The organism is Albibacterium profundi (assembly GCF_042159835.1).
Taxonomy (GTDB): Bacteria; Bacteroidota; Bacteroidia; order Sphingobacteriales; family Sphingobacteriaceae; genus Albibacterium; species Albibacterium profundi.
Window position 1 is genome coordinate 18,219 of sequence record NZ_JBBVGT010000002.1, and the last position, 11,855, is coordinate 30,073.

Below are 11,855 nucleotides of genomic sequence, written 5' to 3' on the forward strand. Positions count from 1 at the left end.
TTTGCGGATTTAAGGCAATAACTCATTATCCTTTTGTTCTACGCTCATACTAAATGACCCGAACGGATGCTGTATGTGAACGTCTTTCGGCAATTGTTCAACCTTGAAGTTTTCGGGCAAATGATAGACTAGGGAGTCGATATCCACGTACCCGCGATTAATATACAAGTCGTTTTCCCTGTCTCTTGCTTCTGGTGGCTGCGGACTTTGGTTCAGTCGGTTCAATGGAATAAACATTAAGTCGGCATTAATAGCCCCATAATTAGATGCATTGAAGCTGAGTTTCTCAACGGTTGTAGGGCGACTGCTCTTTTCTTGGTCAATAGTATACGAATCTACTGTAAGGTTTCCAATTCGATAGATTTTTGGAACTTCCTTGATTTGTTCACGCAGTGGTTCACCAATTAGGAAAATACGGTTATCGTATTGCCATCCGTCAAATTCAGTCGTGATCGTACCATTCACTGAACCTTCTTCATTGATATTTAAGACGGCGGTTCTTATCTGCTTACTGTTGTCGGAAGTATAGCGAGGAGTACGAACGAGCTCGCCGCCATTTTCAGTACATGCTACGGCAAGTCGGTCGTCGGTAAAAGTCCCCAAGTAATTGAATGGATTGTCTTTGCTGGTACAGTCGACCCAAGCTGTATCTGACTCAAATGGAATTCTCAGAATAACATGGTCGAACTGACTAATACTTGCAAAATCTGGAAGTGCATTCTTCTTTTTATCTCCAGAAGCAACAACTACATAGTCTGAAGGAATACCAACTACCGCCAGTAGTCCCTGTGTATAATTTACAAGGGCCTTGCAGTCGCCATAGCCTGTTGCATCAACCTCGCTGGCTAGGAACGGTTGAAAACCGCCGATTCCAACCTGGATACTGACATAGCGAGTTTTTTGCTGCACGAATTCGTAGATGGCTTTTGCCTTCTCCCACGGGTCGGTCATGTCAGCGGTGATCGATTTGATATGAGACGCAGTAGTTGCCGGTATTTCGCTACGTCCTTTTAGCAGAACATTGTACATCCACTGGCCATATTCCTGCCAATTCGAGAAACTACCAGACACTTTTTCGTACGTGAAATGTTCCGGCGCCAACTTGACTGATGTGAGGAAGGTTTCGGGAAGCGGACTGTATAGCTCATTTTTCAGCGCCTTCTTATTTGAGATACGCCAATGGTATGTTTTGATACCTTCCTCTTCCGTAACTTCCGCAGCTCCCGGATAGTTGATCTCCTTATACCTTAACTGAAAATCTGGGTCAACATGTACGGTTAAGCTCGCATTCTCAAGGGAAACACCCGACGTAGTTACAGGATACCAGTCGGGTAAATTCAGTGTTTGTTTAGATCGGACTTCGTACTCAATTTCAAGTGTATATGGGTACATGAGAGAGTTAGGCTGAAATACCATTAAGCGCGAATCCAAAAACAATGAAACGTTATCACTGGCGCTGACATCCTTAAAGGACTTTGACGTTATTTTGGATATTTGACGACCAAATTCATCATAAATCGCTCCGCGAACAGATCGGATTTGGCGACTCTTGTTGTACCAAATGTTTACCGCGGCATCGGCATCACCATTTTCGTTTAAGACGGTAATCACCCGCTTGACCGTATACGTGAACTGATCTACATCTTTGATTTCAATATCCATGTCCATCGTACGAATTACCGAACTGGCACGTGACAAGAGATTAGGGTCAATATCACTAGCTAAATAGCCCTCCTGTGCCATGCTAGAAAAACTAAACATGGATAGAAGGATGATTGAATAAAAGAGTCTCATATTTCTTTGCGTTCAAAAACTAAGTCTGTCTTCTGAAGTTGAATGATCTGATTGAAAAGCTCTTTCAATGCTGGATATTCCTCAGGCTGATAAATGCTCTTTCCCAGTTCCATAATCTGCGAAAACTGTATTTGATCACCGACTATTTCAGTTTTATTAATAAAACGACCTCCTCTGTTAGGTAAAGCAATGGCAAGATCACGTGGTTTACCAGTCAATTCATAGTTTTCAGGAATCCTTAAACTAATAACGACCCGAGTGCTCTCGGGTGCTCCTAAATCAACCGGATAGGTCCGTTCTGCAAGCTTAAACGGATTATCGTTCATTTTATTCATAAGGAAGGGATTGAAGAATATTCGATCAAACGAGAGTGAGTCAAATGCTGCAATCTCTACCTCGTAAGTCTCTTCGAGAGTTTTGTCAATAGTATCCAGATTGTTTACGTCATAATTGATAATCCTTGTATCAGGCAAATTCTTGTCTTTATCCTCAACGTACTCTTCGATACTGTTGAATTTTTTGATCTCTTGTCTGCGGTAGTAGGCAGCGTAACCGAGCTTGTAATTTTTGATCGACCCAGTTATTTTACCATTTGGCTGCAAGGTCAATTGTAGAGAGTAAATATCACTTCGTTTTTGGGAAGCTACTAAATCAATCCATTCCGAGGGCTTATTCATGCTCATGATCCGCCCTTCTCCATTTATACATCTCATGGGCAGTAAACCGAATGGCAATAAAGGATCGGTTGCATCTAGCAGATAACTCTCCCCATCGATATTTACCATCGCGACGACATAATTAAAGTCGGATATTACAGGATACAGTTTATGAACCACCCCATTGTCCCGGGTTGATAACACGACTGCGTCTGCGTCCAGATCGGCTGCAGCTAAGGCAGCAATAAGGGAAAGGTTAATATCTGCCACGTTCCCCACACGATGATCAATCGCGTTCTTTAGACCCTGATCTGTAAATTGACCATAACGTTTATTCCATCTTATTTGAGATTGAATATAGGTATATATTGACTGCGCTTTTTCCAAATCGCTTTCAGTCCCGTCTAGAATAGTAGGTAGTATTTTCTTAAAAATATCATCGCGACGCAATTGCTTTCCAAATAGACGATGTGTCTTCATTTCGTAGTCCACATCTTTCCACTCTTTCGTAATCTTTTCTTTAGCACCGTTCAATCGGGTTACCTCTGAAAGCTCGAAATTAATAGCCGATATAAAATTCTTGGGAGATGTCATGTAATCCTCCTCAATGAATGCTGGAATATCATTCATGGCATAGGTCATTTCCGAACAATCAATTCGATACCCCCGAGGCTGAAAACATTCTTTCTTTACCTTCGCGTCGCTCTTATCCAATCTGAGGTATCCGACCAATGATACATTGTAGACAAATACTGCGGGAATGAGTGCTACATATTCACTGTACATCTTGGGGATGTCCCACTGAAACTGCCAGGGGCGATAATTAAAAATATACGGACTCTCAATCTCATATTCATATTCAAGAACGCTACCGTCGACGATATTCGGCAGGGCAAACTTTACTAATTCGACATGCTCCGAACTTTTTTCGCGAATGATACTTTTTTTATCAAGCTCGGTCTTGTTAATTCCGCCATCCGGTGCGGGGTAATAGACTACACCTCTGATATTATCAACTGACTCATATTTTGTAGTCGACCCCTGATATAAAGGAATGACTACATCCCCCCTATTAAATCTAGCACTATTAAATACTTTGATACGAACGTGATAACGGTGCTTAATTTTATCGCCGTCATGAAGGAAACTAGTTGTTCCGAATTCCCTTATAACCACGGCGGCGGCCGTCGTGTCCTTATCATAACGCGTCATGTTTATCGCATGATGATCGAGTTCACCGAAAGGAAAATCTTGTGCTTTTGATAACAAAAAAGAACTTGTTATCAAACAAAAAAGTATGAGTCGTTTCACGGAGGTTCGGTTTATAGGTTATCGTGTTTCCCCGAAAATAATGTAAAAAGCCGTACTTTGCAAGCTTTATTATCTACCTTTGCAAAAATAAAATAAAATAATTTGTCATTTGAAAATCTAAATCTCGATGCGGCCTTATTGAAGGCGCTTGAGAACGAAGGGTACACACACCCGACTCCTATTCAGGAACAATCCATCCCTATAGCACTAGAAAGAAGAGATCTGTTAGCCATTGCCCAAACCGGTACTGGTAAAACAGCTGCATTCGCACTTCCGATTTTACAGCTTTTAGGAAACAATAAAAAGAAAGAAGGCATTAAGTCTCTTATTCTCAGCCCAACACGTGAATTAGCTATCCAAATCAGTGAAAGCTTCGCTGCTTATGGGAAACATACACAACTAAAACACGCTGTAGTATTTGGCGGAGTACCCATTGGCGCTCAAATAAGCACGTTAAAGAAAGGGGTCGATATCTTGATAGCTACCCCCGGAAGACTGTTAGACTTGTTGAATCAACGAGTATTGTCACTCGCTCAGATTGAGATACTGGTGCTCGACGAAGCCGACAGAATGTTGGATATGGGTTTTATTAACGATGTTAAAAAACTGATTGCTAAAATTCCTGCAAAAAGACAGACCTTATTCTTCTCGGCTACCATGCCTAAAGAAATCACAGGTTTAGCTAACGGTATACTAAATAACCCTGTTAAGGTGGAGGTCACTCCGGTAGCCACGACGGCGGAGAAAGTTAAACAGGCGGTCTACCCGGTTGTAAAGAAAGATAAGGCCTCCTTATTGATTCACCTACTAAAAGACCCTAAAATAGAAAGTGTACTGGTTTTCAGTCGCACGAAATATGGTGCCGATAAAATCGTAAAAATCTTAGGCCGTGCTTCTATTCAGGCAGCTGCGATCCACGGGAATAAATCTCAAAATGCAAGACAAAAGGCTCTCAGCTTCTTCAAAAGCGGAAAGATCCGGGTGTTGGTAGCAACCGACATTGCGGCGAGAGGTATCGATATCGATCAATTGAACCACGTAATCAATTATGATCTACCGAATCAGCCGGAGACCTACGTGCACCGCATTGGTCGCACAGGCCGCGCAGGATTGTCGGGCACTGCTCTGTCATTTTGCGATCAGGAAGAAAAGGCCTATCTGGACGATATCAATAAATTGACAGGACAAAATATCCAAGTCGTCGAAGACCATCCGTATGCGATCGTTTTTGAAAGGCCTGAACCAGTAAACAAGAAAAACGGTAGTAGTCGGAATAATAAAAATCGTCGAAATAGTCGAAACAAAAAAAGATTCGAAGGTTCTTCTAAAAAGAGCTAACAACTTTCATTTTATTTCGTTTTATATTTGCTGTTGTTTGCATTATTTTATAATATTGCTTTTAGTTTCTTTTGAAACAAAAAGCAATATTATATATTTCAAATCATTTCGACTTGGCAGATATGAAGGATCAATCTTCTCTATTTAATCGTGATTTATCAACCGAAAAACTACAGCAAGAAAGTCAATGGGATTTCCTGATAATAGGCGGCGGTGCAACAGGTCTGGGGATTGCTCTAGACGCAGCATCACGCGGATATAAGACGCTTTTATTAGAACAGTCAGATTTTGCGAAAGGTACTTCAAGCAGAAGCACAAAGCTAGTACATGGTGGAGTCCGCTATCTGGCCCAAGGAGATGTTGGATTGGTTCGAGAGGCTTTAAAGGAACGAGGAATTCTATTTAACAATGCGCCGCATTTGGTCAAGAAGCAGGCTTTTATTATCCCCTGCTTTTCATGGTTTTCGAAAATAAAGTACCTTGTTGGCTTGACTATATATGACTGGTTATCGGGGAAGTATAGCTTTGGCAAATCTACGTCGATGTCTAAGGAGGAGGTACAACAAGCAATACCTGATATAAATTCCAGCAGCCTAAGAGGTGGAGTGGAATATTACGATGGTCAGTTTGACGACTCGAGACTAGCAATCGATATCGCTAAAACCGCAGCGGAACATGGCGGCACCTTAATCAACTATGTCAAGGTAACTAAATTATTAAAGAACCAAGAAGGAAAAGTTGAAGGTGTCAGTGTCTATGATGCTGAAAAACAAGCCACTTATAATATTAAAAGTAAAGTAGTAATTAATGCTACTGGGGTTTTCGTGGATGAAATCTTACAGATGGATCATCCGGAAAAGAAACCAATGACCAGACCTAGCCAAGGCATTCACTTGGTACTGGATCGATCGTTCTGGAATAGCGACAAAGCCCTCATGATTCCTAAAACCTCTGACGGTCGGGTGTTATTTGCCGTGCCATGGCACGAGCATCTACTGCTTGGTACAACCGACACTCCGTTAGACAAACACAGCTTGGAGCCGATTGCACTAGAAGCTGAAATCAAATTCATACTGAAAACTGCACAGCAGTATTTAAGTAAAAAACCGGAACGTAGCGATGTGCTTTCCGTCTTTGCGGGTCTAAGACCGCTAGCGGCCCCGGATAAAGATGTCGACAGCACAAAAGAAATATCTCGAAGCCATAAAATATATATTGAGCCTTCGGAGCTCATAACCATAACCGGTGGAAAATGGACAACCTATCGGAAAATGGCAGAAGACACCGTTGACAAAGCCATCAAGGTAAAAGGCTTAGATAAACGAGCTTGCAGGACGGTTGACTTGCCCATTAATAACGGAGTTGAAATATCCTCTAATGGATTGCAAGCAGATGCAAGCGACGTAGCCCTTCATTCGGAATATAAAATAAGCGAATTGGGAATTATCAATGCAGTTCGCTTCGAAATGGCGAGAACTGTCGAAGATGTATTAGCCCGACGATTCAGGATCCTGTTTCTTGATGCGGAAGCTGCTGTAAAGCTAGCCCCTGAAGTAGCACGAGTGATGGCTCAGGAACTAAAAAAAGATGAAATTTGGATTAAGGAGCAAGTTGCCGAATTTATAGCAGTTGCAGATGCATATCAAATACAGTATTTTAACGCCTTTGTATAAACATTCAGACTGAATGGCCTTGCATTTAACCTAAAACAATAAAAGAGATCATACTAGCTTCGTAAACATGATGAGTTTATTTAAACCAGCTCCCCATATTGAGGAAAAACCATTAGATCGTATAGACCCTGAATATAAAAAGCTCAGATTCCAAGTATTCTTAGGGATATTTATTGGTTACGCAGGCTACTATCTAGTACGAAAAAACTTCTCACTGGCGATGCCAGACCTCATTGATCAAGGTTTTAGCAAGGCCGATCTAGGCATTGCGCTATCTGCTATCTCCATCGCTTATGGCTTGAGCAAATTCTTAATGGGCAATGTATCAGACCGTAGTAATGCACGAACATTTTTAACAGCTGGACTCGTGTTATCCGCTAGCACGATGATTTTAATGGGATTGTTTCCTTTTGCAACCGGTTCACTGACCATCATGTTTGTTTTATTATTTATAAACGGTTGGTTTCAGGGAATGGGTTGGCCAGCTTGTGGGCGGGTGATGGTCCATTGGTTTTCAACCAAAGAGCGAGGCACCAAAATGTCTATTTGGAATGTCGCTCATAATGTCGGTGGTGGGCTTGTAGGTCCGCTAGCAATCGTAGCTATTGCGATATTCGGCGACTGGCAGAGTAAACTCTACTTTCCTGGACTTGTGGCTCTCGTTATCGCATTCATAGCCTACCTTTTGATCCGCGATACTCCCCAATCATGCGGCCTGCCGCCTGTGGAGAAATACAAAAATGACTATCCCTCTGATTATTCCGAAGAGAAGGAAAAGGAACTGACAGCCAAGCAGATATTTTTCAACTATGTCCTGAATAACAGATTACTATGGTACATCGCATTTGCCAATGCATTTGTTTACCTAGTGCGGTATGGTATTCTAGACTGGGCGCCAACCTTTCTTGAGGAAGCTAAAGGCTTTTCGGTGAAACAATCGGGTTGGGCCTATTTCGCTTATGAATATGCCGGCATACCGGGCACTCTGCTTTGTGGATGGATCAGTGACAAGGTATTTAAAGGACGTCGCGCACCTGCAACGATTATTTATATGCTACTTGTACTAGTCTCGGTCATCATTTATTGGAAAAACCCTCCGGGTAATATATGGGTTGACAATATCGCGTTGATCGCAATTGGTTTCCTTATATACGGCCCCGTAATGCTCATTGGCGTGCAAGCATTAGATTTAGCGCCGAAAAAAGCCGCTGGAACGGCAGCGGGGCTAACTGGTCTCTTCGGATATATGGGCGGTGCACTTTTCGCAAATATCGCCATGGGTTTTGTTGTTGACCTTTGGAGCTGGGACGGAGGATTCGTCATACTCATTCTATCCTGTATTTTGTCAATTTTCTTTACTGCACTGACGTGGAAGAGGGAAAAAGAACACTTGAATTTACAATCTAGGTAAAACTTTTTGATGCTAAACTGGTATTTTATATATCATAATTCCCATAATTGTGATATATAAAATACCAATTATCATCGTTTAACGTTTATACTATTAAAATATTTCAAGAGTTTGACCTAAAACACGCATTCTATTAAAAATTGACAAAATATGGACTTGAAGAAAAAAGACAATTCAAATTGGCTACATGTTGCCATCTCATGGGGAGCAAGTATTGTTATTATTGGAGTACTATTTAAGATCCTCTACATTGGTGGATCCTTGGCTAACTACATGATTGGTATCGGATTGGGTGTCGAAGCCGTTTTATTCTTTTTAATGGGCTTTAACCCGCCACCAAAGGAACATGACTGGGCGAGAGTCTATCCCGAACTAAATGAAGACTATCAGGGAGAATTACCAACGAGTTCATTTCGAGCCAGTAGCGCTCCTGCAAATCCGCCTACGACTGCTGCATTAGACAAGATGTTTGCTGATGCTAATATCGAACCGGCAACAATCGAAAGCCTCGGTAGAGGATTACGTGACTTTGGAGACAAAGTATCAGCGATTAATCAGATATCGGATGTATCGTTTGCTGCGAACGAGTTTACAGAGAAGCTACGACACGCATCCACTAAATTTGACAACCTAAGTGCTGCTTTTGAAAAAGCATCTGCTAATCTGGTAGCAATGTCTAACACAAACACGGACACTACAAACTACCATGAACAGGTGCAGCAGCTAACTGGTAACCTACGATCATTGAACAATATGTACGAACGAGAACTCAGAGACTCGGCATCACATCTACAATCAATGAATCATTTCTATGAAAACTTGAGCTATACGATGAAAAACTTCAATGAATCCTTAGATGACTCCAAGGTATTCAAAGAAGAAGTTAATAAGCTAGCGAAGAACTTGACTGCCTTAAATTCAATTTACGGCAACATGTTAACTGCTATGAACCAGCCGCGCGGCTAATTAACTCATTCATTTTTAACAAACATAGAATATGGCTTCAAGAAGAGAGACTCCGAGGCAGCGGATGATTAACATCTTATATCTGGTACTATTAGCTTTGCTTGCATTAAACGTACCGAACTCGATATTAGATGCTTTCAAGAATATCAATAATAGTTTAGAAACTTCTAAATCAAATGTAGACAACTCGGTCGACCAACTATTCGCTGCTTTCGAAAGCACTAAATTAAAAGAAGAACCTGAACGCGCTAAACCCATATACGAAAAAGCTAAACAGGCGCGAGCTATTGTAGGCGATCTAAATGAGTTTATCCTTTCTCTAAAAAAGGAACTAGCACAGCAAGGTGGTGGATATGACGAAGATACAGGCGATCTTGTAAAACGAGAAAACGCCGACATTGCTCCTAACCTCATGCTTAATAAGAAAAAAGGAGTTGAGTTAAAAGAAAAGATCAATACGACACGAGAAAAGTTACTAGCTCTGCTAGATCCTGACGATCAAAACTCTGTATCATTTTCGCTTGAGGCAAACGACCCTCAAAAAGCTGTTAACGGAAAGAGAAAATGGGAAGAAATTAATTTCGGCAGCGGTACGCCACTCACAGCCGCGATGACCATTTTAACCAAGATCCAAACCGACGCTACCAATGCCGAATCAGACGTAGTGAAATTGATCTTAGGAAAAATGGATCAAGCTGTGGTTAACTTGGACAAGTTTGCTGCTGTGGCCGTTGCCCCAACATCGTATTTGGTCCAAGGCCAGCCCTATACGGCTGAGGTTTTCTTGACGGCATCAGACTCCAAGTCTGAACCAATGATTACGGTAAACGGCACGGAACTGCCGATTGTAGACGGTAAAGGTGTCTATACAGTCCCTACCAACCAAGAAGGTATCTTTACTTGGTCGGGGACCATTCAAGTGAAACAAACCGACGGAACGGTGAAGGAATATCGCACACCGGAACAGACTTTTCAAGTTGCACGACCTTCGGCAGTGGTTTCGCCAGATAAGATGAATGTCTTATACATCGGCGTAAACAATCCCGTATCAGTATCCGCACCCGGGACGCCAACCGATAAAATCAAGGTTAGCATGAGCGGCGGTAGCATTTCCGGATCAAATGGAAAATATAATGTACGCGTAACTTCACCGGGAACTGCACGCATTTCCGTATCAGCGGAGGTGGCACCAGGCAAAACCCAAACACTAAGTACAACCGAGTTCAGGGTAAAACGGATACCTGATCCTATCGCAAAATTTGCCGGGAAAACGGGAGGTACAATGGCGACGGTTGCTCTAAAAGCTCAGAATTCTATTTTTGCCACTTTGGAAAACTTCGATTTCGATGCCAAGTTTAATATCACCAAGTTTAGTATGATCATCGCAAAACCGAGAGCAGATGCTATCGTCTTGTCGACCAGCGGGAATGATTTAAGTGGCAGTATGCGATCTGCATTAAATAGCATCAGCCCCGGCACACGAATTATATTTGACAACATTATTGCCGTAGGGCCAGATGGATCGCCAAGGCAGTTAAACGCTGTTGCTCTAACAGCTAATTAAAGCAACAGCATTCATAAGACCATTATGGTGTAGGAGTCGACTCTTCAGAAATGGGAGTCGACTCTTCTGTTTCTGAAGAAGTACTTGTAGTAGTTGAGCTGGACGAAGAACTTGTGCTCTCCGATTGGGTGCTCGGCTCGGCTTGCTCGGCTTTATAACCTTCAAGACTCTCTGGATCAATACCCTTTGGTGTCTGCCAGAGTCGCTCTTTATAAGCTTCTATCTTGTCTTCTATTTCACGAGCATCTTGGGTCTGCTGCTCAGCAGTTTCCGCATATTGAAAATTCTGCTGCATACCCGGCGATGATTCCCGAATAATCGTGCTAGCAAATTTACGCTGAACAAATAAATCATCCATGCTCATGTCATAAAGCCCACGATCAGGGTCTGAAACATCAACCTTGACCAGGGTGTAACGAAGCTGCGGGAAGTAGAGCCAAAATGCTGGAGTTGCACCTACAGATTGTGCTAATTCGGCCGACGAAGATATTTCCATTAGCGGCGCGACACCGATGATTCTAGTTTCCAAGCGTCCCCTTTGTTTATCAAAGAAAATATCTTCTTTTATTCTGAATTTCGTAACACGCTCCGGATTGAATTCATTTAATGCCATGCGAGCATCAATCTGGTTTCCTTCATCATCAAAAATCGGCACCAATACACTATCGGCGAAACGTGCGACTCCTTCTTTGGCAGTCATTTTCGTCTGAAATGAATCATCTTCTGGACTATAAGGCGTTAGTTTCCCTTCGCTGATCCCTTTCATAATCGCCTCGATTAAAGAAGAACCTGGTGTAGCGAAAATATAGTTTTCTTCATTCGACAGATCGATATCTCTCCACACCCGCTTATAGAAACGAATGTTTTTCATATTAATCGCCGGATAGGCAAATGGAACGGCATCCTCTAGATTGTTCGCCTGATAAAATCCGTCGGTAACGGGGATTGTGTCTATCAGTAAATCACTCGAAGTAGTATCAACCACCGTTCTCTGCATGGTTGTTCCATTTTCAAAACTAGTTGCTTCAGCGGGAACTGTATCGAGTTCGCTTGTAGTCTGTGGCGGTATATCGACCTCTTGTTGTGCTAATAACTGACCGAAGCCAAATAATAAAGAAATTGTCATCAATATTTTCATTCTT

8 protein-coding genes are annotated in these 11,855 nt (G+C 42.1%); 5 read left to right on the forward strand and 3 right to left on the reverse strand.

Annotated features, from left to right (window positions below; all coding sequences use genetic code 11):
* Positions 1-9 precede the first annotated feature (9 nt).
* Together WKR92_RS01520 and WKR92_RS01525 are read right to left on the reverse strand one after the other, a co-directional pair.
* Positions 10-1,794 carry a DUF3857 domain-containing protein gene (locus WKR92_RS01520; RefSeq protein WP_375556066.1) on the reverse strand — a complete coding sequence of 595 codons (1,785 nt, stop codon included), beginning with the start codon at positions 1,792-1,794 and terminating at the stop codon, positions 10-12.
* Positions 1,791-3,719, reverse strand: coding sequence for a DUF3858 domain-containing protein (locus WKR92_RS01525; protein WP_375556067.1), 1,929 nt, complete (start codon positions 3,717-3,719; stop codon positions 1,791-1,793). Before WKR92_RS01525 ends, WKR92_RS01520 begins: the two co-directional genes overlap by 4 nt.
* A gap of 144 nt (positions 3,720-3,863) precedes the next feature.
* Between WKR92_RS01525 and WKR92_RS01530 the strand changes: the two genes are divergently transcribed.
* From WKR92_RS01530 to porM, 5 genes are all read left to right on the forward strand, one after another.
* On the forward strand, positions 3,864-5,099 hold the full coding sequence (locus WKR92_RS01530) for a DEAD/DEAH box helicase (protein WP_375556068.1): 1,236 nt from the start codon (positions 3,864-3,866) through the stop codon (positions 5,097-5,099).
* A 122-nt stretch (positions 5,100-5,221) separates the two neighbouring features.
* Entirely contained in the window at positions 5,222-6,772 is a 1,551-nt protein-coding gene (locus tag WKR92_RS01535; protein ID WP_375556069.1) for a glycerol-3-phosphate dehydrogenase/oxidase, read from the forward strand.
* 67 nt (positions 6,773-6,839) lie between these two features.
* Positions 6,840-8,183 (forward strand): glycerol-3-phosphate transporter, encoded by a 1,344-nt coding sequence (gene glpT / locus WKR92_RS01540; RefSeq protein WP_375556070.1) that lies wholly within the window; start codon positions 6,840-6,842, stop codon positions 8,181-8,183.
* A gap of 150 nt (positions 8,184-8,333) precedes the next feature.
* The gene (gene porL, locus WKR92_RS01545) at positions 8,334-9,149 is read left to right on the forward strand and encodes a type IX secretion system motor protein PorL/GldL (RefSeq protein ID WP_375556071.1); all 816 of its coding nucleotides are present in this window, start codon (positions 8,334-8,336) and stop codon (positions 9,147-9,149) included.
* Positions 9,150-9,180: 31 nt separating this feature from the next.
* Positions 9,181-10,713, forward strand: a complete 1,533-nt coding sequence (gene porM, locus WKR92_RS01550; protein ID WP_375556072.1) for a type IX secretion system motor protein PorM/GldM — start codon at positions 9,181-9,183, stop codon at positions 10,711-10,713.
* Between the two features lie 22 nt (positions 10,714-10,735).
* Here porM and porN read toward each other — a convergent pair whose 3' ends face one another.
* Entirely contained in the window at positions 10,736-11,851 is a 1,116-nt protein-coding gene (porN, locus tag WKR92_RS01555) for a type IX secretion system ring subunit PorN/GldN (RefSeq protein ID WP_375556073.1), read from the reverse strand.
* Positions 11,852-11,855: the final 4 nt, after the last annotated feature.